At 70.6% G+C, this 20768-nt stretch carries 15 protein-coding genes; 7 read left to right on the top strand and 8 right to left on the bottom strand.

Going from position 1 to position 20768, the window contains the following annotated elements:
• Positions 1–140: 140 nt before the first annotated feature.
• From VZL07_RS11795 to VZL07_RS11805, 3 genes are all read left to right on the top strand, one after another.
• Positions 141–470 (top strand): hypothetical protein, encoded by a 330-nt coding sequence (locus VZL07_RS11795; protein ID WP_426755602.1) that lies wholly within the window; start codon positions 141–143, stop codon positions 468–470.
• A gap of 142 nt (positions 471–612) precedes the next feature.
• Positions 613–1305, top strand: a complete 693-nt coding sequence (locus VZL07_RS11800) for a TIGR02269 family lipoprotein (protein ID WP_426755603.1) — start codon at positions 613–615, stop codon at positions 1303–1305.
• Positions 1306–1325: 20 nt separating this feature from the next.
• Positions 1326–2042 (top strand): double-CXXCG motif protein, encoded by a 717-nt coding sequence (locus VZL07_RS11805; protein ID WP_426755604.1) that lies wholly within the window; start codon positions 1326–1328, stop codon positions 2040–2042.
• A gap of 224 nt (positions 2043–2266) precedes the next feature.
• Here the strand turns inward: VZL07_RS11805 and VZL07_RS11810 are convergent, their stop codons facing one another.
• The 5 genes from VZL07_RS11810 to VZL07_RS11830 form a co-directional block, all read right to left on the bottom strand.
• Positions 2267–3262 (bottom strand): hypothetical protein, encoded by a 996-nt coding sequence (locus VZL07_RS11810; RefSeq protein ID WP_426755605.1) that lies wholly within the window; start codon positions 3260–3262, stop codon positions 2267–2269.
• 181 nt (positions 3263–3443) lie between these two features.
• Complete coding sequence (locus tag VZL07_RS11815; RefSeq protein WP_426755606.1) at positions 3444–4682, bottom strand: sensor histidine kinase; 1239 nt, start codon at positions 4680–4682, stop codon at positions 3444–3446.
• A gap of 246 nt (positions 4683–4928) precedes the next feature.
• Positions 4929–7202, bottom strand: a complete 2274-nt coding sequence (locus VZL07_RS11820; protein ID WP_426755607.1) for a GAF domain-containing protein — start codon at positions 7200–7202, stop codon at positions 4929–4931.
• A gap of 236 nt (positions 7203–7438) precedes the next feature.
• A complete protein-coding gene (locus VZL07_RS11825; RefSeq protein ID WP_426755608.1) occupies positions 7439–10303 on the bottom strand; it encodes a TonB-dependent receptor domain-containing protein in 2865 nt (954 codons plus the stop codon).
• A 436-nt stretch (positions 10304–10739) separates the two neighbouring features.
• On the bottom strand, positions 10740–11207 hold the full coding sequence (locus tag VZL07_RS11830) for a helix-turn-helix domain-containing protein (protein WP_426755609.1): 468 nt from the start codon (positions 11205–11207) through the stop codon (positions 10740–10742).
• Between the two features lie 682 nt (positions 11208–11889).
• On the opposite strand from VZL07_RS11830, the gene VZL07_RS11835 reads away from it, so the two are divergent.
• Complete coding sequence (locus VZL07_RS11835; protein WP_426755610.1) at positions 11890–12477, top strand: DUF2378 family protein; 588 nt, start codon at positions 11890–11892, stop codon at positions 12475–12477.
• A gap of 62 nt (positions 12478–12539) precedes the next feature.
• On the opposite strand, the gene VZL07_RS11840 is transcribed toward VZL07_RS11835, so the two are convergent.
• On the bottom strand, positions 12540–13691 hold the full coding sequence (locus VZL07_RS11840; RefSeq protein WP_426755611.1) for a CARDB domain-containing protein: 1152 nt from the start codon (positions 13689–13691) through the stop codon (positions 12540–12542).
• Positions 13692–14174: 483 nt separating this feature from the next.
• Here VZL07_RS11840 and VZL07_RS11845 point away from each other — a divergent pair, with 483 nt between their 5' ends.
• Positions 14175–14543 carry a response regulator gene (locus tag VZL07_RS11845; protein ID WP_426755612.1) on the top strand — a complete coding sequence of 123 codons (369 nt, stop codon included), beginning with the start codon at positions 14175–14177 and terminating at the stop codon, positions 14541–14543.
• 17 nt (positions 14544–14560) lie between these two features.
• Here the strand turns inward: VZL07_RS11845 and VZL07_RS11850 are convergent, their stop codons facing one another.
• A complete protein-coding gene (locus VZL07_RS11850; protein ID WP_426755613.1) occupies positions 14561–16969 on the bottom strand; it encodes a PAS domain S-box protein in 2409 nt (802 codons plus the stop codon).
• Positions 16970–17196: 227 nt separating this feature from the next.
• On the opposite strand from VZL07_RS11850, the gene VZL07_RS11855 reads away from it, so the two are divergent.
• Positions 17197–19497 (top strand): ATP-binding protein, encoded by a 2301-nt coding sequence (locus tag VZL07_RS11855; RefSeq protein WP_426755614.1) that lies wholly within the window; start codon positions 17197–17199, stop codon positions 19495–19497.
• Between the two features lies 1 nt (position 19498).
• Here the strand turns inward: VZL07_RS11855 and VZL07_RS11860 are convergent, their stop codons facing one another.
• A complete protein-coding gene (locus VZL07_RS11860) occupies positions 19499–19648 on the bottom strand; it encodes a hypothetical protein (RefSeq protein ID WP_426755615.1) in 150 nt (49 codons plus the stop codon).
• A 426-nt stretch (positions 19649–20074) separates the two neighbouring features.
• Between VZL07_RS11860 and VZL07_RS11865 the strand changes: the two genes are divergently transcribed.
• Positions 20075–20764 carry a response regulator gene (locus VZL07_RS11865; protein ID WP_426755616.1) on the top strand — a complete coding sequence of 230 codons (690 nt, stop codon included), beginning with the start codon at positions 20075–20077 and terminating at the stop codon, positions 20762–20764.
• The last annotated feature ends 4 nt before the right edge of the window (positions 20765–20768 follow it).

Raw genomic sequence — 20768 nt, forward strand, 5'->3', positions numbered from 1 at the left:
GGAGCCGGCGTGCCTGTCCATGCAATCCATGTCGTCTCCATGCCAGAGCCGCTTTTGCCGTTTTCTTTGCCCGGTTCGATAATGGACCGCACCGGAGCACGCCGTGTGGTCCGGTCACCCGTCGTCGAGATGGAGCCATCATGAACCTGCTTGCGAAGACCCTGCTGACGAGCGTCGCCGCCACGCTCACGCTCGCGCCGTTTTCCGCGTCGGCCCTGCCTCCGGACTGCGACGTGCAGTGCACCGACAACCCGCCGTGCTGGCTCGTCTGTGCCGTTCCGTGGGGCATGCGGGTCATCACCTGTGAGCAGTGGTTCAACGATTACGAACTGGGCGGCACCTGCTCGCCCGATGCGCAGCCTTCCTCCGAGGAAGAGGACGAGCTGTCGTCGGCGGAGCCGAGCCAGAGTGTCATGCCCGGCATGGCGTCCGCCTGCCAGGCGCCTGTGCTGGTGAGCAGCGCCCAGTAGCGCGCGGGTGCCAGAGCCCACCCCGCGCATCCTGGCGCCGGGTGGGCCCGCGGCGGCGCGGAGAGACACACGCCGGTCCAGTGCCACCGCGCCTTTCACGAGGGCCTCCGTGCGGTCCCGCGAACAGGAGCCGAGTGCGCCGATGCGAAGGTCCGCCATGTCGTGGCGCGTGCTGGTCATCGCCTGGATGGTCGCGGCGTGTGCCTCGCGGCCGCCGCTGACGCGGGCCTGGGATGCCGCGGGCACCTCTGGCTGCTCGGCGCCCGGTGATGACCACTGCGTGGTGCTCGGCTGCGAGGAGGGCCTGTGCGGGTTCTTCGCGTGCGAGGACGTGCTCGCCGAGCCGCCTTCATCGCCGTCTCCTGGGGAGTCCCTGACCGCCGGGCCAGTCCTCGCGATGCGGCCGGGGTTCCCCGTGGGCCCCGCCAGGCCCGGCCGCTGGTGGCGGAGAAGCCCCTGGCTCCGCCACGGGGCCGAGCCGGTGATGACGTTCCGCTGGTACCCGGAACGACTTCCGACACGACCACCCGCCGCCCTCCCCGCGCCGCGGTTGCAGAAGCACCACCTGTTCCCCCAGGCCAGCGACCTGTCGAGCTGGTTCAAGGTGCGCGGCATCAACATCCATGACTACACGATGCTCATTCCCACGCACGTGCACCGGCGCATCCACAGCGGCGGCCCCTCTGGCGGCCAATGGAACGAGGCCTGGCGGCAATTCATCCAGGGACCTGGGCGCACCGCCTCTCGTGAGGAGCTCTTCCGCCACGCCGGTGCGCTCATCTATCGCTTTGAGCTCACCGGGCCCGTGGGCTCGTATTATCGACGGCTCCCATGACCCGACCCGGCGCGAGCCCCATGAGCATCTACAAACTGGCAGCAACTGAGGATGCGGGCTCCAAGGGCGAGCTGAACGCCACCCACCCGTGGATACTTCCAGGCCTGGAGAACTGCGTGGGCTGTGGCGCGACCTGGGCCACCACCGGCCTTCAGTATCCCTGTGTCGACTTGTCGGCCGTTCCCGAACAAGCGATGTACCGCGAGCCTCGCGCCGAGCCTCACGACGCCCTGGCTCGGCTGACCGAGCAGCTCCGTCCCTGGATGCCTCCGGGAATCCTGCTCAACCCCGGGGCGAGCTTCGGTCCCATGACGGGTACGGCGCGGGGCCGCTTCGGTGGCTTCCATCTGCCCAATCCCTGGACGCTCTGCATGCGCAAGGAAGCGCTCGAGAAGCTCTCATCGTCCGGTGTGCAAGGGCTCCAGGGATGCCGCATCAACGTGCGATACCGAGGAACACAGCCACCCGAGCTGTTCGAGCTGCAACTCGAGCTGCATGGGAGCTTTCACCGGGACTGTCTGCCCGCGGAACAACCGCCTCCCTGCGAGCGTTGCGGTCGCGAGGACATCCCGCTCCCCGACCCGTACATCCTCGACGCCGCAACCCTGCCCACCACCACGGATGTCTTCCGCCTCGCGGATTGGCCCACGCTCATCCTGGCCACCCAGCGCTTCGTCGACACGGTCCGGCGCTTGGAGCTCGACGGTGTCGTCTTCCACGAGGTCCCGGTCCGCTGACCCACCTGCGGGGGGAAGCCCATCGCGCTGACGACAACCTGGGCCGCTCACGGGGAGCGCTCGCGAGCCCGGGCATGCGGGGACGGCCCGGGTACGGCACGTTCAGCCTGGAATGCGGCCACCGCCGCGCTCGAACAGGCTGTCACTCACGGAATCCTCCCGAGGGGAAGGAGGAAGACCGCGCCCTACGCGCGGCACGGGGGCGCCGCGAGGACTGTCACGCCCTAGCAGGCGCCGCAGTCCGCCGCGCAGTTGTCGGCCGTGTTGCCGGTGCCGCAGCTCTCGGAGAGCTGGCACGTCCCGTCACCACACTTGTAGATGTCCTGCGCGCGGATGCGGGTGGTGAGCGGCCGGTACGTCACGCCGTTGTACGTGCAGCGCGAGTAGTACGTCCGCGAGGCGTCCAGCTGGCAGTGCGTCCGGGCAGAGCCCACGTGGGTGATGACCGCCGCGCAGTCCGGGTCCCCGCTCCACGACGACAGGCCACACGCGCGCACGGTGCTCTCGTCGTAGGCCAGGAAGGGCGCGTCATTGGCGGCGAAGAGCCCCTCGCCATTGAAGAGGTTGCCGAAGAAGACGGCCTCCGGCTGACCATACGTCTCCAGCTCCTCGGCCGTCGTCGGAATGGCGGCGCCCAGCGCATCCTTGCCCAGCACGGAGATGTTCAGGTGCACGCCGTACTTGTTCACGTGCGCCGCCAGGCAGCTCGACACCAGCTGCTGCTCGGCCAGCGTCGCCTGGGCGCCGCTCGACCAGCCCGGCGCCAGCCCCAGCGAGCCTTCCCACGTGTGCGTGGTGCCCGAGTACGTGTACGCCAGCGACTGGCCCGAGCCGAGCGCGCACTTCACGATGTAGCGCATCACCTCCTCGGCCTTCACGGGGTCCGCGCTGAACCACGTGCTGAAACCATTCGTCGACAGGCCATTTGTCGACAAGCCATTCGTCGACAAGCCATTGGTGGAGAGGCCGTTCGTCGACAAGCCATTGGTGGAGAGGCCGTTCGTCGACAAGCCATTTGTCGACAGTCCATTCGAGGACACCAGCTCATCCGAATGGGTGCCCAGCGGCTCGCCCACATCGTCCACCTGCCCTGCGGGGCCGCATCCCACAGCGGCGGCGAGGAGCAACGCCGACAGCAGCTCCCACCGGGGCGCGACACGGCACGCAGTGTGGGGAAGGGTGGAGCTGAAACGGGTCTGCGGGGTGGAGTGGCGATACATGACGACCTCCGGTTTTTGGGGGTAGCCGCGTTTCTCGCGGCCATGACAACCGGTAGTCCTTCTTCACTCGGGTGACAGGTGCCCTCCCGGGCAAGTCGCGCACGTCGGTCATGCGGCAAACACGTAGTCCGTGCGCCGGCTGACGCTCAGCCGGCGTTCCGCCCAACCACTAACATTCCATTCACATGCGACAGTGTTCACCCGAGGGTGATGACACCTCCGACTCTCGCGCGTCTCGCGGCAGTTTCACCGTGAAGGTCGTCCCCTCTGCCTCCGAGGAGCACACGCCCACAGCACCTCCATGCGCCTGGACGACTTGTTTCACGATGAAGAGTCCCAGCCCCAGGCCGCCGCGACGGTGGCCCTTGTCCCGCGCGCAGCCCACCTGGCGAAAGGGGTCGAAGACTGTTTCCAGGTATTGAGAAGGAATGGGCACGCCTGCGTTGTGGACCTCCAGGACCTGATGCCCGTTCACATCCATGCAACGGAGTGTGACGGCGGAGTCTGGAGCGCCGTGCTCCAGCGCGTTGCCCAGCAGATTGCTGAGCACCTGCGCCAGCCGGTCCTCGTCCCAGAAGCCCTGGGAGAGGCCCGTCACGTCGAAGACGATGCACCGGCCCGGATGCGCGGCGGACAGCTCCTCCACCACCAGCCGGCACACCGTGGCCAGATTGACGGTCGACCGGTGCAGGGGAATGCCTCCCGCGAGCCGCGCACGGGTGAGGTCGAGGATGTCGGAAATCATGGCGCCCATCCGCGCGGCGCTCGCTTCGATGCGCTGGGCGCACTGCTGCTGCGCCGCGGGCAGCGGGCGCTGGGACAGGGCTCGCGCGGACAGGACGATGGCGTTCAGGGGATTGCGCAGGTCATGCCCGAGGATGCCGATGAAGCGTTCACGGAACTCCGCCTCCTCATACAGGCGCGCCATGGCGTGATGGCGCGCGGTGCCGTCCTGGGCCTCCCGAGCCAGCTGGTTCGTCGCGTGCTCCAGCGCGAGCTCCACCCTCCGCAGCGCCTCGCGCTCCCGTGCCAACGCTTCACGCAGTGACGGCGTGTCGTCTTCCTCGGCCTCGGGCCGCAGCCAGAGCTCGAAGACATCCTGGGCCCTCACCCCCACCGCCCGGAAGCGGGCCTCCGCGTCCCCGCGTGAAACACGCAGCACCACGGACACTGGCTCGCCCGTGTCCATCACCCGCGCGCAGTCCTCCAGGCGCAGCCCCCGTACCCCCTCCTGCTCCCAGCGCGAGAGACAGGCGGGCAGGAGGGCGGTGTCATCGCCCGCGTGAGCAAGCGGCCGCAGCTCGAGCAGTCCGCCTGACGCGCCTCGCACCACCTCGAAGCGCAGGCAGGGCGACGGGCCTTCCGCCTGCATCACCTTCTGCCAGCTGGAGCCTCCTTGCGACGACAGCGTCACGCCCATCGGTATCCCCCTGGAACGCTCCCAGACCCGACGCCTTGTGGTCGGGGGCGGAGCACTCACGGGCGCAGGGTGACGAATCCGCGCGGGCGCGAACTTGTACGAGGGTGCAAACACGGTCTTCCGTGCTCACTCCCCAGCACTGCCGACGCGGCGCCTCCACGATGCGCGGTCGGAGGCACGACACACGCCGCGCGAAGGCGGGGGCTCCCCCCCCGAAGGACGCACGGAAGGCCCCGCCCAGAGGGCTCAGCCCACGGCGCGAGGCAGCCGCACGGTGAACGTGGTGCCGTGCTGCTCGGAGGACACCACCTCCACGCCGCCGCCGTGGCCGCGCACGATGTCCTGCACGATGTAGAGCCCCAGGCCGATGCTCCGGGTGGACTGCCCTTCCTTCAGCGTGCCCCGGGTCAGCGGCTCGAAGAGGCGCGGCAGCAGCTCGCGAGGAATGGGGGCGCCGCCGTTGAAGACGGACAGCAGCGCGGACTCGCCTTCCAGGCGCGTGCCCACCCGCACGGGCGCATCCGAGGGGCTGTAGGCCAGCGCATTGCCCAGCAGGTTCGTGAGCACCTGGGCGATGCGGTCCGAGTCCCACTCGCCACGGACCTCGCCCTGGATGTCGACCTCCACGCGCCGCCCGGGGTTCGCCACCAGGAGCTCGTCCACCACCTGCTGCACCACGTCCCGCAGGTCCGTGGGCTGGCGGTGCAGGGCAATGCCGCCACCCAGCCGCGCCTTGGTGAAGTCCAGCAGGTCTCGAATCATCCGCGCCGCGCGCTCGGTGGCCTGGCCAATGCGCCACACCATGCGCTTCTGTGGCTCCGTCAGCTCGCCCTTCTTCTCCAGCAACCCCGCCGACATGGAGATGGCCGCCAGGGGATTGCGCAGGTCATGCGAGACGATGCCCACCAGCTGCTGCTCGAACTCGGCGCGCCGGCGCAGCTCCTCCTGCGAGCGCTGCTGCTCCGCGAACAGGCGCGCGTTCTCGATGGAGAGCGCCGCCTTCGCCGCCAGCTCCTCCACCAGCTCCTGGTCCTCCAGGGTGAAGCCACGGCCCGGCCCCGTGCGCCCCACCGACAGCGTGCCCACCACCCGCCCCTGCGTCCGCAGCGGCACGCAGAGCAGGCTGCACAGCGGCGCGTCGGCCTCCAGCGCCGTGCTCCCCACCAGCTCCAGCCGCTGCTCCGGTGACAGCTCGGGGACGAGCAGGGGCCGCCCGCTGCGGAGCACGAAGTCGCTCACGCCCTCGCCGGGAAGCAGCGGCCGCCCTCCGGGGGCCGCGGGGTGGCAGGCCACCACCTCCAGCCGGGTGCCTTCATCGGCCAGCAGGCACAGCGTGCACGCATCCGCCAGGAAGTGGGACACCTGCCGGGTGATGGTGTCCAGCAGCACCGTCAGGTCGCGGTTGGTCGCATCGAAGGCGTTGGAGGCCTCCGCCAGCATCTGGAGCCGGGCGGCGGCGGCCCGGGCCTGCGCATGCGCCCGGCGCTCCTCCGCCGTCAGGTGCACCCGGTCCAGCGCCTGGGCACACGCGTGCGCCAGCGCGGTGAAGAAGGCCCGGTCCATCTCCGAGAAGGTGCGCGGCCTGGCGAAGGACAACCCGATGACGCCCAGCGCCCGGCCCTTCACCAGCAGCGGCACCGCGAGCGCCGCCTCCTGCACGCCCTTCATGTCCATCTGCGGATAGCGCTCGCTCCACTCCTCCGGCGAGCCCACCCAGATGGCCTGCTGCCCCCGCACCGCCTCCACGAGCGGGCCGGCCGCCGTCAGGGGAATGCGACGCAGCCGGTTCAGCACCCCCTCGGGATAGCCGATGGCGTCCACGACCTCCAGCGCCTCGCCCGTCGTGTCCAGGAGGTTCACGGAGCCCGCCTTCGCGCCCGCGGCCACCAGCCCCTGCTCGAAGAGCGCGCGGCACACCTGGGGCACGGTGCTCGCTTCCGACAAGCGCGCGGCGAAGTCCCGCAGCCGGTCGATGTAGCCCGCGGCCCGCAGCGCCGCGTCGCGCGCCTCGGCCTCCTTCTGGCGCAGCAGCTCCGACTGGCGCCGCACCTGCTGCTGCGCGCGGAACAGCTCCACGAAGACGGACACCTTCGAGCGCAGCACCTCCGGCGGAAAGGGCTTCTGCAGGAAGTCCACCGCGCCGGTGGCGTAGCCCGTGACGAGCTCCGCGTCATCGCGGCCATACGCCGTGAGGAAGATGATGGGGACGTTGCGCGTGCGCTCGCGCTGCTTGATGAGGGCCGCCGTCTCGAAGCCGCTCAGCCCCGCCATCCGCACGTCCAGCAGGATGACGGCGTAGTCCTCGCGCAGCAGGAAGCGCAGGGCCTGCTCGCCGGAGCAGGCCTTGTCCATGCGAATGCCCAGCGGCTCGAGGATGGCCTCCAGGGACACCAGGTTGGAGACGTGGTCATCCACCAGCAGCACGGCCGGCGCGTCCGAGCCCGCCTTCACGAGCCGCTGGGGCGTCTCCTCCGAGAGCCGGAGGTGCGTCAGCGACAGCCGGTTCACGGCCGTGGCCATATGGCCATAGGGAATCCCTACTCGCTGCAACGGCACCATCGTCGGAATCCCGTCCTGCGACATGAAGAAGTCACCTGGTGTGCGGTGGTCAGGGACACGGCCCGGCCTACCGGGCCCCAGGGGCGGACCGTCCCCGGGGCAATTGGCGGCGGGGATTACACCGTGAGGCGCGCGCCCCTGCCCAGGACAAGACGGCAACACCGCGCCAAGCGTGCGCTATCCATCAGTCCCCGTGCTCAATAACGGCCCTTCACGCCCAGGATGGGGAGCGCGATGGGCAGCCCCACCGCGTCCTTGCGCAAGGGAAGGCCATTGCCCCCCTCGTACTCGAAGCCCAGCGTCTCCCGCCGCAAGGTGACGTTGAGCATGTCCAGGTACGCCTCCAGGCTGAAGGTGTCGTAGACCCACGACTTGGACAGCCGCACGTCGAAGCGGATGAAGCCCGGCAGCCGGTCCACGCGATCGCGGTCAGCCTTGACCCAGGCCGGCCGCCCCGAGGCGTCCTGGCCCGGCCGGTGCGTCTGCGCCGCCAGCGTGCCGTACTCGGGACGGCCGGTGTTGAAGTGCAGCACGCCGCCCAGCGTGACGTTGTTGGAGAACTTGTAGCTGAGCACCAGGTTGAGGATGTGCGTCTGGTCGAAGGCGAAGGGCAGGTCCGCCTCGGCCTCGCCCACCCGGTGGCCCTCGGCGTCATACCGATGGAAGCGCGTCCGGCGCGTGCTGCGCTGGAGCGAATACGAGAGCCAGCCGAACCAGTTGTTGCCCAAAGGATGGCGCAGGAGCAGCTCCAGGCCATAGGCCAGGCCATGGCTCCGGAAGTCCGGGAAGTCGATGTCGCCGCGATTCGGGATGCCGCCCCCGTCCCCGATGCCTATCTGCATCGCGCGGCGGAGTCCCGCGGGGCGGTCCGTTCCCGGCGAGGACGGGTCCTCGTCGTCCACCATTCCCTCATCGGAGAAGGGCGTCAGCTCAATCGTGCGCAGCATGGGGTTGAGGTAGACGTCCACGCCCACCTCCAAATCCCGCCACGCCTTCCACTCCGCGCCCGCGGAGAGCTGCACGCCCTCCTGGAGCCCCAGCAGCAGGCTTCCCACGTCCACCACGGGCAGGCTGATGAGCGTGGTGGGCGGCTGATGGAACAGGCCAGCGCCGCCCTTGAGCGTGAGCGACTCCGACACCTTGTGGCGCACGGTGAGGCGCGGCTCCAGCGCCCGCCGGTCGATGCCTGGCGACAGGTGGTAGTTGTCCACGCGCAGCCCCGGCACCACCGCCCACTTCTCGTTCGGCTGCCACACCAGCTCCGCCCACGCGCCCATGGAGGTGCCCAGCGCCACCGGCGCGACCTCTCGCTCGCCGACGGGGCTGTCCTCCTGCTGGAGCAGGTCGACGATGGCGCGCTTGTGCTCCACGTCCGCGCCGGTGCGCAGCGTCACGTGGGGTGACAGCGGGGCGGTGTAGCCCAGGCGCGCGGACCAGTGCCCCTGGTCGATATGGATTTCGGTGGCGTCGTCGGGCGGGTTGCGGCTGACGATGGCGAAGCGGTCCAACCCCCACGTCCCGCCCACCTCCAGCTCGCCGGGCCCCACCGGATGCCGGTGCCGCAGGTCCACCCGGTGGAAGACGATGGATTGAAGCGCGGTGTCTCCCAGGTCATCCTGGGCCTCCGAGCCGAAGGTGTCCGAGGAGCCGAAGGCGAACAGGCGCATCGTCCCGGCGCCCACCTTCTGCTCCACCCGCCCCTGGTAGTCCCAGAAGTCGAGCACCACCTTCGGGTTCTCCCGCCCGGGTGGTGGCGGCGCCTGGAGCTGGTTGGCCGCCAGGGCGATGAGCCAGGGCGTGTAGGAATAGCGGCCGGCGAGGCTGACGTTGGTGTCGGTGTCCTTGAACGGCGTCTCGATGAAGAACCCCGCGTTGATGAGGTCCGCGTAGGCGCTGCCATGGACACGGTCATCCCGCGGTCGGCTGAGGCGCCCGTCGATAGCGCCGCCCATCAACCGCCCATACCGGGGCGGCGGCGAGCCCGGATAGAAGTCGATGGCGTCGATGAAGTCCGGGTGGATGACGGCCGGCCCCAGGAACAGGTGGAAGAGGATGGGAACGCGGATGCCATCCAGGAAGTACCCCGTGGCGGCCGGCTGGCTGCCACGCACCACCGGATAGGCCACCCCCGACAGCATGCTGCCCACGCCGGGCAGCAGCATGACGACGCGGAACGGGTCCCCCAGCGTCCCCGGCACCTCGCGCAGCTCCGCGTCATGCAGCGTGACGCGGCTCACCTCCGTGCGCTCGCGATCTCCCCGCACCACCGTCTCGTAGGGATTGATGATGAGCGGCTCCAGCCCGTACATCACCTCCAGGGCCTCGTTCGCCTTCAATCCCTCGCGGAAGACGGCGGGTTTGTGGCCCGGTGCGGTGACACGCACCGGATGGACCCCGGCGGGCCAGCGCGCCTCGAAGCGGCCGTCCACGTCCGTCTGCACCGGCGCGTCTGGCAGGGCGTCCGACACCAGCGTGGCCCCCGCCAGCGGGCGCCGGTTGCCCTTGGTGCGCACCCGCCCGCGGAGGGTGACGGGGGCCAGGGCCGCCGGCTGCTCGGCCGCCACGGGAGCGGGGGCCGTGAAGCGGTACTCGAAGAAGATGCGCACGGCCACCGGCTGGCCGTCCAGGGTGGCGGGCGTGAAGCGCAGGGAGGGCGCCGCGTGCAGCGCCGCCCGGTTCAGCAGGGGATGAACCCCCTGCACCAGCGTGGCGACCTCCACCTCGCCCGCCTCGTCCACCAGGAGCTCGAGCTTCACCACCCCCGCCACGCCCTCGGACGCCAGCCCCGGGGGATAGGGAGCAGGCGAGTCCACCAGCAGCGTGGGAGGGACGAACGCCGGCTGCGGCGTCCCCGCGTCACCGGTGCCAACCGCCTCCACCCACCCGCCCGCGTCCGTTCGTTGCAGCGCCCGCTCCACACGGGTGGCCTCCTCCCCACCCCCACCGTCCGGGGTCCCCGCATCCTCCGCCTGGGCCCGCTGCACGGACACGAGCAGCGTCAGCACGGCCACCACCGTGCGCGCTGCCGTCCCTGCCTCGTGCCACCTGCGTTCGCGGACCATGCCACCCATCCCCTGGGGCCCGATGCCCCCCGGGCCCTCATGAGGCCAGGGAGAGGACGGGGTGACAAGCACCTGGGAGTGGGCGATACCTCCTGACGCCAATCACAAACACAAACAATCAAGGAACCCCGGATGCGACGCCCGCCGTCCACATGTGGACCGTGGACACCGTTGCGCCCGAGGTGATGGTGGAGCCCGCCCCGACCACAACGGAGGCATCGACAACCCCGGTATGGCGCCGGCTGGCGACCGCGGCGGCCTGGGCTTCCGGGGTGGCGGCAGGGGCCGCTCGAGCACGTCCTCCTCCGGGCTCACCGGCGGCCTGGCCCCGCTCGGAATGGCACAGCTCCCGCGGCGCCGGCAGGCGCGTCGGTCCCTGACGCGGCGGCAGCGCGAACCGGAAGGCAGGGGGCTTCGGCGCCGCCCGGGGCCCGCTTCAGCGCTCAGGCAGGATGGCCAGGGCCACCTGGTTCATCAAGTTGAGCTGGCTGCGCGACATCCGGCGCAGCAAGCGGAGCACCTTCCGCATCTCGGGGAGGTGGTCCCGGTGCCCGGAGTCTCCCTCCCAGAGCGCCGCGCCCACGCTGGCCGCGGTGGCGAGCCCCAGCCCGACATCCGCGGACAGGCGCAGCGCCAGACACAGACGGAACAGGGTCGGCACGCTGGGCATCATCTTCCCGCGCTCCATCCGCCCATAGACTTCCGCGGCGATACCGACACGCTCCGCGACATCCGCCTGCGTGAGCCCCGCACGCAGCCGCGCGCCCCGAGCCGCCTCACCAACGCTCTCCGCCAGACGGCTCTCCAGTTGCTCGCGCGACTTCCTGGCGCGATCCGCCGGGCTTCGAGGCTGGGACCGGGGCCGCTTGCGCGGAGAAGCAGAACCTTCAAGGTGGGTCTTCACTGCGTCAACCTTGTGAGTACGGGCCGAGGCCGCGGCCTGCCCGGGACAGTCCACGCTCGGTCACGAGTTTTCCAGTGGCTTATAACCCGGCACGTCCTCAGGCGAAATACCGATATGGAAGGTAGTCCCTGGCCCGGACACCCCACTGGGACACGGAGTGTGCCGACGCCCACCAGGCGCGAGCCGGCCCCACGCACACAGCGAAAATGTCGCACCTGGCACCACACGACGGCGTTGCCTCGCGCCCGCACCGTGGCGGCCACCAGGACCTGCCCTTGCGCGCCCCCCTGGGCGGCCCCGGGTCCGTCCAAACCTGGCGCCCATGTATGTCATTGAAGCCGCCCGCGCCCAGGGCCGGATGCTCAGCAAGCGAAAGCCAATCCCTCCATCGAAATTCGCCGAGCAGGGTTGCCTCGCGAAACCTTTACATGCAATGTGCATCCATACGGCAACACCTCCGCGGCCCGCATGCGCAGCCTCCTCCAGAGGCTCGCCGTCGGGCGCGTGGGTTTGGGCAGAGGCGGCCGGGTCTTCGCCGCCTCTGTGGGGGCCGAGCATCCACGTCAGCGCATCGCACGTCTGGCTTCAGGCCGGCGTCCCCCCTTCTTCCCCCTGGAGTCCCTTGGCAATGGAATTGAGATTGACCTCGCAGCCTGCGCGAGCCCTCGCTCCGGCGCATCCCATGAGCACGGATGCCGTCCGGGAGCTCCGTCAGCGCTGCGCGCTCGCCACGCCGGACGACACGGCGCGCGGCATGTTCTTCCGGGGCACCTTGGACACGGTGCGGCGCATGGGCGGCTCTGCCCTGGAGCAGCTCTGCCGGCAGTCCCTGCCGGAGAAGCGCTACATCGACTTCTTCAGCTATCCCATCACCCAGTTCCTGCCACTGGCCTTCCAGGCGGCGAGCCTCCTGTCCGAGCACTGCGGCGGCGTTGACGCCGCGCATCGGACCCTGGGCGAGAAGGCCGCCCACGACTTCCTGGAGTCCGTCGCGGGCCGCACGATGCTGATGCTCGCGTACGACGAGCCGAGGCTGCTGCTCGGGCAGCTGCCGTCCGGGTTCCGCTCCGCGGTGAGCTACGGCGAGCGGAGCATGGTGTGGACGGGGCCTCGCAGCGGCCGCTTCGTCATGAAGCGGGACTTCATGCCCCCCGCGTACCACGAGGGTGTCCTGCGCGCCGCGCTGGAGGCCGTGGGCGCCCGCGACATCCAGGTGCAGGGGCGCGAGGTGGGCCTGCTCGACTCGGAGTACGCACTGTCCTGGCGCTGAATCGGCGAACCGCCGGCGGCCCCAGGCACGGGCCACCGGCGGCGACGAAACTCCGTCCCAGACTACAGCAGCGAGCAGAGCAGCCCGGGGAAGCGAGAGCCCGAGGGGCAGTCATCCCCCTGGCAGTACCGGACGCCCGAGTCGATGGCCGGGTTGCCCAGCAGCGCCGGCACCTTCACGTTGCAGGTGCCGATGGACGCGTTGCCCGAAGCATCCCGCACCGAGTAGGTGAGGTTGTAGACACGGCCGTTGCCCAGCAGGGCCGACTCGGCGCGAAGCATCACGGACTTGCGGTCCGGGGTCAGCTGCATGTCGTCACACGCCAGCAGCCGGAGCAGGGACAGCGCGTCGTCGGACTCGTCGGAGGTGACGCGGATGATGCTCGCGGACTCCGCCAGGTCCAGCTCACCGCCGCAGTTGTCGACGGCCGGCATCGCGCAGTCGGCCAGGGACACGAGCACGTAGTCGGAGCCAGCGGTCGGCTGGAGCACCAGGCCCCGGTTGGCGCCGGGCGTGGGGGCGGAGATGTCCACGACCGTCACGTTGGCCGAGCAGGTGTTGGTGGCCGCGCCGTCGGAGACACTGAGCTGCACCGCCGTCGTCCCCAGACCGAACGGCCCCTCGGGGGACTGGCTCACGGAGAACGGGCCCGGGAAGCCATCCGGATCGAACGAGCCGTTGTCGATGGACGCAGCGCCCTGACACGACGCATCCGCGGGCACCGTCACGTCCTGACAGCTCGCCACCGGCTGCTGGTTGGTGGCACAGGGAACCTCGAAGTCGAGGACGGCGACGTTGTTGGCCTCGTCGTCCTCCAGGTAGACGGCGTCCTCATCCGCGACGACCGTCACCCGCGTGGTGCCCTCCGGGACGGTGAAGGACAGCGAGAAGGGGAAGGCCTCGCCGCCCACCAGGAAGGGCACGTCGATGGTGCCCAGCCGCACGCCGCCCTCGCCCGGCGTCCCCGCGTAGACAGCCGCGGTGGACCCGGCGATGCCCGTGCGCCCCTCGTTCTTGATGGCCCCGGAGATGGACAGCGCCGTCGCCTCGCACGACCCGGCCAGGTCCACCACGCTCAGGTCCAGCCCCGTCTCCGTGCCCGCCTGGCGCTGCACCTCGAGCCCGGCCGCGTGCGGCTCCCCGGGCAGGGCGCCTTCACAGCCACCCAGAATGAACAACGCCGCGAGCGACGAGACTCCTTGATATCGTTTCATGTCTGGCTCCTGGCATGCCAGGCGCATGCCTGCACTGCGGGGAAGCCGGAACGCCGCCATTGAAAGGCGTTCTTCCAAAGCCGCGCGCCGGGGGGGAATGCCTCTCAACGAGGCCAATCGCTTATGTCTCCCTGTTTCCCCGGATACCACGGACTCCCAGTGCATGTGGAGACAATTATTTTCACCCTCCTGTATGGAGACACGTTTCACCCAGGGGTGGCCGAAGACACCTGCCCCTCGCTCCCCGATAAATCAGTCATGAGGAGAATCAGGCGTGACACCCCCAGGTGTCATTCTCGACGATTGAATACAGACGCACGCCACGCCCCGCGCCCGCGGGTCAAACCAGACGCATCCAAGTAAAAGCCGACATCGTGGCTCTTCCCCGCACCGTGCGCCCGTGGACAGCGCGGGCGTCCACGGGCGGACGCATGGGCCGTCGGCCCTGGCGGACATTGGACTTCAGTACAAGGCTACGACGTCATGTCCTCGTCCAGCCTCGTCCTGCTCGTGGAAGACCATGCCGACAGCCGGGAGCTGTTGGAGGAGTTCCTCACCCTGGAGGGATTCACCGTGGAGACGGCGGGCAACGGACTGTCCGCCTGGGAACGGCTGAACCGCCCGCCCCGGCCGGACGCCGTCCTGCTGGACCTGATGATGCCGGTGATGAGCGGCTGGGAGCTGATGCGCCATGTGCGCGAGGACGCGCGGCTGCGCACCCTGCCGGTGGTGGTCGTCTCCGGGGCGGGGAGCTCTCAGCCCCTGCCGGAGGGGATTCGGGCCACCGTGCCCAAGCCGGTGGACCTGTTCGAGCTGCGTGCCACGCTGGAGCGCGTGGTGAGCCCGGACTGAGCGGTGGCACGGCCCGCTCAGCCGCGCCCTCCTGCCGGAAGCCGGGGCAGCGTTACGCGGAAGGTGGTCCCCGACTCGGCGGTGGACGTCACCTCGATGCGCCCGCCATGGCCCTTCACCACCTGCTCGACGATGTAGAGCCCCAGCCCCAGGCCGCTGCTGCTACCTCCCCCGACACTCGCCATGTTGGCCCGGCGGAAGGGGTCGAAGAGGCGGGGCAGCATCTCCGGGGAGATGGGCTCGCCGGGATTGTGCACCTCCAGCGCCACGGTGTCACCGCCATCCGACAGGCTGAAGGACACGGGCGCGTCGCCGGGGCTGTACTGGAGCGCATTGCCGCCCAGGTTGCTCACCACCTGGAGCAGCCGGTCCGCGTCCCAGTCACCTTCGTAGCGCCCTGGCGCGACCCGCAGCGTCAGCTTGCGCTCGGGCCAGGCCGCCTCCAGTTCCTCCAGCCCCTGACGGACCACCGCCCGCAGGTCCCCAGGCGCCCGCTGGATGGGAATACCGCCGCCCAGCCGGCCCCGGGTGAAGTCGAGCAGCTCCGAAATCATGCGCTTCATCCGGTCGCCGGAGCGGGCGATGCGCGTCACCAGCCGCCGCTCGCGCTCGAGGAGCGACTCGCTGTGCAACAACTGGGTCGCGGACAGGTGGATGGCATTGAGCGGGTTGCGCAGGTCATGGCTGACGATGGCGATGAGCCGCTCACCGAAGCGGGCCGCCTGGAGCTCGGCCTCCTGGGCGCGGCGCCGCTCGGAGACATCCACCATGGTGGCCACCGCCGCGATGATGTCGCCGTCCCGGTTCAGGATGGGCGAGCTGGAGAGGAGCACCGTCACGTGCTGCCCGTCCGCGCGCTGGACCTGCATCTCCTCGCCCTGCACCACCTCACCATGGCGAAGGCTGCGCGTCAGCGGCAAGTCCTCGAGCGTATAGGGCCGTCCATCCGGATGCAGCGAGACGCCGTAGTCGCTCACGTAGTCCTCCATGGACTCGGAGGGATGGAAGGGCTTGCCGGTGATGAGCTCCACCTGACGGCTGGCCATCACCAGCCGTCCCGAGGGGGCCTCCGCGATGAACACCCCCGCGGGCATCTGGTCCAGCACGGACGCCAGCCGCGCGCGCTCGGCCTCGATGGCGCTCAGCAGCCGCTGCCGGTCCATTTCCATGGCCCGGCGCTGGGTGATGTCCACCACCGTGGCCACGCGCTGCTCCAGGCGGCCGGCGGCATCCTTGAACGCCGTCATGTGCGTGAAGGCGGGGAAGCGGGTGCCGTCCTTGCGCAGGTGGAGCGACTCGAACTCGTGCGACGGCTTGGAGTTCGCCGCCGCCACGTGCCGGGAAAGCACGCCGCGCGCCTCGGGCGCCAGGGTGTCCTCCAGCCGCCGTCCGCTCAGCTCCTCCGGCGCATACCCATGCATGCGCGCGAAGGCCGGGTTCACCTCGCGCAGCGTCTCGTCCTTCGCGTCCACGACGGCCACGCCCACGCCCAGCCGCTTGAAGACCTGCTCCCACCGGCGCAGCCCCGCTTCGCTCTCGCGCAGGCGGGCCAGCGACGCCTCCGCCTCGGCGCGCGCCTCGCGCTCGCGGGCGTGGGCCTGGGCCTGGAGCAGCAGGGCGGTGGTGCGTGCCGCCATGGCACGGAACAGGAACTGGTCCTCCTCCGACAGCTCGCGGGTGCTGCGGCTGCCCATCAACACCACGCCCAGGAGCTGCTCGCCCAGCATCAGCGGCACGCCGAACAGCGCGGACAGGTCCGCGTCGCGCAAGAGCGGCTCGCTCACCCGGCTGTCCGTGCGTGCGTCGTGCACCAGGAGCGGCTGGCGCGTGGCGGCGACGGTGCCGGCGAAGCCCTGGCCCACGGGCACCATGCCCCCGGGGGCCATGCCGCTGCCCACCACGCTCTCCACCCGCAACGTGTCCCCTTCCACCAGCAGGACGGCCGCCATGTCCACCACGGCCACCGTCTCGCGCAGGACCTGGAGCAGGCGCGGGAGCAGCCCCGCGGCGTCGGCGCTGCCCAGGGCCGCGGTGCTGATGCGGTCCAGGGCCTGCAAGGTGCGCTCGCGCGCCAGCGAGTATCGGCTGACCGACGCCGCCACCGCCTCGTCCATGGCCTCGTGGAAGACGAGCTCCGCCTCCGGACGGTGCGTGGCGTTCTCCCGCGCCGTCCACAGCCGCAGCACACAGGCGCGCAGCAGCCGGTACTCCGTCACCACCTGCCGCAAGTCGAAGCCCTCGCCCAGCCGTTCGATGGCGTGCTTGTCTGGAATCTCGCCCAGGCCCGCCTCCATGCCCGAGGGCGTGCTGCGGCGCATCAGCGCGGCCACGACCTCCAGCAACCGGGGCAGTCCGTCCCGCAGCGCGAGCCGAGGCAGCGCCTGGGCGGCGGGGATGCGGCGAACCTCCACCTCCCATGCCGACATGATGGCTTCCCGTTGCTGGAGAAGGAATTCAGCCAGGAGGATGGGCACGGTCCCGTCGATGTAGGGCGCCCGGCGCGCCGCGACAACCCGAAAGCGCGCCGACTGCCCGACAGCGGAAATGTCCGAAAGCGGCCCGGCGCCACGCACGGCCGGACTGCGTGCCACCGACAGTCGGAGAAAAGAGCGCTGGAGGCCGCCACGGGTGACGTTGTTAGGGTCCCACGGACATGAGCGGGCGCGCACGGTTTGCCTGGGCGCTGATGGTGGGGATGTTGGGCCATGCGCTCAACCGGCTTCCCGTGGAGCTCATCCCAGGCATCGACATCCTCCTGGGGGTCTTCCTGGTCATCCCCGCGGCCCCGCTGCTGGGGCCCTGGGGCGCGGGGCTGGCGGCCGGCATCGCCATGTCCATCACCGTCCAGCTCTGGGGGCACCCGTGGGCCCTCATCTGCGCGGTGGCCGAAGGCGTGGCGCTGGGCGCGCTCACGCGGCGCTACTGGCCCCTGCAAGCGGACGGGCTCTACTGGCTGGTGGGCATCCCCTTCCTCGTCGCCAGCTACACCGTGGGCATCGACGTCTCGCCGGTGAGCGCGCTCGCCATCACCGTCAAACAGGCACTCAACAGCCTGTTGCCGGCGCTGCTGACCCAGGTGGTGCTGATGACGCCGCGGGTGCGGACGCGGCTCTGGTCGCTGCTGCCCCCGGGACTGCGGACCTTCTCCCTGTCCTCGGCGGTGAGCTCGACCTTGCTGCTCGCGCTCACGCTGCCGCTGCTGATGGTGGGGACGCAGGAGGGCCGCGCCCGGTACGCCGCGGAGCGCCGCAGGCTGGATGACCAGGGCATGGCCACCGCCCACCTGCTGGCGGAGACCGTGGACGCCGAGCTGGCGGCCGCCCAGGCCCAGGCGGCCCTGCTGGCGAGCGTGATTCAGGACTGGTGGGAGCGCGAGGGAGAGCGTCCGTCCCAGGCGAACCTCGAGAACCTGCTGCGGGACTGGGTGTATCACTCCGCGTTCTCCATCAACTGCGGGGTCGGCGACCGCGAGGGCCAGCTGGTGGCGCTCTGGCCCCCGCTGGGCGTGGCGGCCGACCCGGGGGCGAGCACCAACTTCTCCGACCGGACCTACTTCCAGGACGTGCGCCGCACCCGAGCCCCCCTGGTGAGCAATGTCTTCGCCGGCCGCGCCACGATGACGGGGCCGGTCGTGGTCGCTGTCGCGCCCGTGCTGCGGCAGCAGCGCTTCGAGGGCTTCACGTCGCTCGCCATCAACCTGCCCCGGATGCGCGCGGTGGCGCAGGAGCGGCTGTCGCATGGGCAGCGCGCGCTGCTGGTGGACCCCGAGGGCAACGTGGCGTTCGACACGGGCAAGGTGGCGGGACCGGAGCCCGCCTCGCTGCGCGGCACCGCGCTGGGCGAGCTGCTCGCGAGGCTCCCCCCCAGCGGCACGAGCACCTACGACGTGGAGCCCCGGGCTCCCGCGCTGCGGCGGACGCTGGCGACGCGGCACCTGGCCACCGCCCCCCTGCTCCAGCACGGCTGGCGCATCGTGGTGGAGCACCCGATGAGCTACCTGGAGTACAGCTTCGTCGGCACCTATCGCGCGCTGCTGGCCACCCTCGCGCTGGCCCTGGTCCTGTCCATTCCCGTCACCCGCCTGCTGACGCGCATGCTGTCGCGCCCCGTGGAGGCGGTGTCCGAGGCCGCCGGGCGCATGGCCGCTGGCGAGCGCGACGTGCGTGCCTTCGGGGTGCTGCACCGCTCGGGCGCCCTCGAGATGGAGCAGCTGGGACAGGCCTTCGACGAGATGGCGGCCCGGCTGCAGCGGCACCTGATGGAGGTGGAGCGCGTCAGCCAGGCGAAGGCGGCCTTCTTCTCCATCGCCAGCCACGAGCTGAAGACGCCCCTGGCCACGCTCAAGCTGCGCTTGCAGCGGCTGCGCCCGGACGCCGTGCGCCAGCAGGACCTGGACCTCATGGACCGGCAGGTGGACCGGCTCGCGCGGCTGGTCAACCAGCTGCTGGACGTGTCCGAGCTGTCCAGCGGCAAGCTGTCACTGGCCCAGGTGCCCCTGGAGCTGTCCGGCCTGGTGCGGCGGGTGGCGGAGCGGCGCGCGGCCTCGGCGCCCCAGCACCGGCTGACGCTGGACCTGGAGCCGGTGGAGGGGTGGTGGGACGAGCCGCGCCTGGAGCAGGTCGTCTACAACCTGGTGGACAACGCCATCCGCTACAGCCCCGAAGGCGGGCCCGTGGAGGTGGTGCTGCGGCGGCAGGGTGACACCGCGGTGCTGGAGGTGAAGGACCGCGGCGTGGGACTCGGCCCCCGGGGCGGCGAGGAACTGTTCACCCGCGCGCTCCGTGGAAGCACGATGTCCACCATCAGCCGCGTGGAGGGACTGGGCGTGGGGCTGTACCTGTCCCGCGAAATCGTCACCCGGCACGGCGGCACCATCCAGCTCACCGCCCGCGAGGGTGGAGGCACCTGCGTCACCGTCCGCCTGCCGCGGAACGAGGACGCGCAGGTCGTCTAGCCTAGGGGTCCGCTGGCGGCACGTCGGGCCAGGGATGCGGTGCGACGGGCGCGGCGACGTGGGTCAGCCGCAGGAGCCCGCGCCCCAGGTCGAGCTGGTAGCGGACGCGAAAGCCGGAGTCGAGCACCACCAGCCCTCCCTGGTCCGACATGAGGGGCCCGTCGAGCGGGAGGCCCGCGGCGAGGGCTCCGAGTTCACACTGGAGTTTCTCCCGCACCGGCTTCGAACAGCCTGCCAGGGTCCGGAGTGCCCGGGGAGCGAGCTGGAGTCGAATGGCCATGGTCATTTCAGACTGACGAGCCGGAGCCGTGACGACAAGCCGTACCGGAAGTGCATGGTGGCCGTCTGCTTCCAGCGCCATGCGGGGGCAACCCCTCACTTCGCTGTGGAATGGCAGACACCGGCACGCCTGGCTGCGCCGCCCGGGCCGGTACTACCACTCCGCGGCGCGCCCATGCAGGGAACCCACTACGCATCACGGCCCCTGCTCGTGTCTGGCATCCAACGCGGAGCGCGCGGTGCCCTGGCGCGCGCTCCAGTACACGGGTAACAGGAGTCCTCGCACCCGTTTTCCGCCATGCCCCGGCCGCTCCAACACCTGCTTCTCGTCGAGGACGACCTCGCCTGGCGCGAGCGTCTGGACGCGGTCGCGCGTGCGGAGGGCGTGAAGGTCTCCCACGCGGCGGATGGCCAGGAGGCCCTGGAGTGGCTGTGCACGCGGCCACGCGCCAGCCACCCGGACCTCATCCTGCTGGACCTGCTGCTGCCGCGGATGGATGGCTGGGAGCTCTACGGACAGCTCCGCACCAACGAGCGGCTGCGGCACCTGGGCGTGCTGATGTTCTCCGGCGCGCTGAGCGGCCACGAGCCGCCCTTGGACGGCGTGGTGGGGTACCTGCGCAAGCCCCACGTCCCCGAGGCCGTGGATGGCCTGCTGCGAGCCCAGCTTCGCGAGCTGCCCGAGCTCCCATCGCGGGGCACCACCGAGCCCTACGCACTGCACCTGCCCGAGGACGTGTCCCTGCCACTGCGCATGCTGTCGGGCCATCTGAGCCACTCGGTGCGCCTGCACCTGCTGCGCGCCGCGGAGCTGGTGGGCACGGAGCTGCCCCTGGCCTCCACCTGGCTGATGGCGCTCCCCGGCAACCCGCCCTCGCTGCTGGTGACGGTGGAAGGCGTGCAGGTGGTGCTGGAAGTGGACGACACCCAGCGCCGCCTCATCGCCAGCGAGGTCTCTCTGTCACCCGACCTGTTCAACGGCGCGTGAGCGT

It is taken from the genome of Pseudomyxococcus flavus (genome assembly GCF_050038885.1).
GTDB classification, from domain to species: Bacteria; Myxococcota; Myxococcia; order Myxococcales; family Myxococcaceae; genus Myxococcus; species Myxococcus flavus.

What these genes read in the sequence shown, in the direction of transcription:
- VZL07_RS11850 (WP_426755613.1), bottom strand. Translation starts at nt 16,969, where the DNA reads ATGTCGGCATGGGAGGTGGAGGTTCGCCGCATCCCCGCCGCCCAGGCG.
- VZL07_RS11860 (WP_426755615.1), bottom strand. Translation starts at nt 19,648, where the DNA reads ATGTCGGACCAGGGAGGGCTGGTGGTGCTCGACTCCGGCTTTCGCGTC.
- VZL07_RS11855 (WP_426755614.1), top strand. Translation starts at nt 17,197, where the DNA reads ATGAGCGGGCGCGCACGGTTTGCCTGGGCGCTGATGGTGGGGATGTTG.
- VZL07_RS11795 (WP_426755602.1), top strand. Translation starts at nt 141, where the DNA reads ATGAACCTGCTTGCGAAGACCCTGCTGACGAGCGTCGCCGCCACGCTC.
- VZL07_RS11865 (WP_426755616.1), top strand. Translation starts at nt 20,075, where the DNA reads ATGCCCCGGCCGCTCCAACACCTGCTTCTCGTCGAGGACGACCTCGCC.
- VZL07_RS11845 (WP_426755612.1), top strand. Translation starts at nt 14,175, where the DNA reads ATGTCCTCGTCCAGCCTCGTCCTGCTCGTGGAAGACCATGCCGACAGC.
- VZL07_RS11810 (WP_426755605.1), bottom strand. Translation starts at nt 3,262, where the DNA reads ATGTATCGCCACTCCACCCCGCAGACCCGTTTCAGCTCCACCCTTCCC.
- VZL07_RS11815 (WP_426755606.1), bottom strand. Translation starts at nt 4,682, where the DNA reads ATGGGCGTGACGCTGTCGTCGCAAGGAGGCTCCAGCTGGCAGAAGGTG.
- VZL07_RS11835 (WP_426755610.1), top strand. Translation starts at nt 11,890, where the DNA reads ATGAGCACGGATGCCGTCCGGGAGCTCCGTCAGCGCTGCGCGCTCGCC.
- VZL07_RS11840 (WP_426755611.1), bottom strand. Translation starts at nt 13,691, where the DNA reads ATGAAACGATATCAAGGAGTCTCGTCGCTCGCGGCGTTGTTCATTCTG.
- VZL07_RS11805 (WP_426755604.1), top strand. Translation starts at nt 1,326, where the DNA reads ATGAGCATCTACAAACTGGCAGCAACTGAGGATGCGGGCTCCAAGGGC.
- VZL07_RS11800 (WP_426755603.1), top strand. Translation starts at nt 613, where the DNA reads ATGCGAAGGTCCGCCATGTCGTGGCGCGTGCTGGTCATCGCCTGGATG.
- VZL07_RS11825 (WP_426755608.1), bottom strand. Translation starts at nt 10,303, where the DNA reads ATGGTCCGCGAACGCAGGTGGCACGAGGCAGGGACGGCAGCGCGCACG.
- VZL07_RS11820 (WP_426755607.1), bottom strand. Translation starts at nt 7,202, where the DNA reads ATGGCCACGGCCGTGAACCGGCTGTCGCTGACGCACCTCCGGCTCTCG.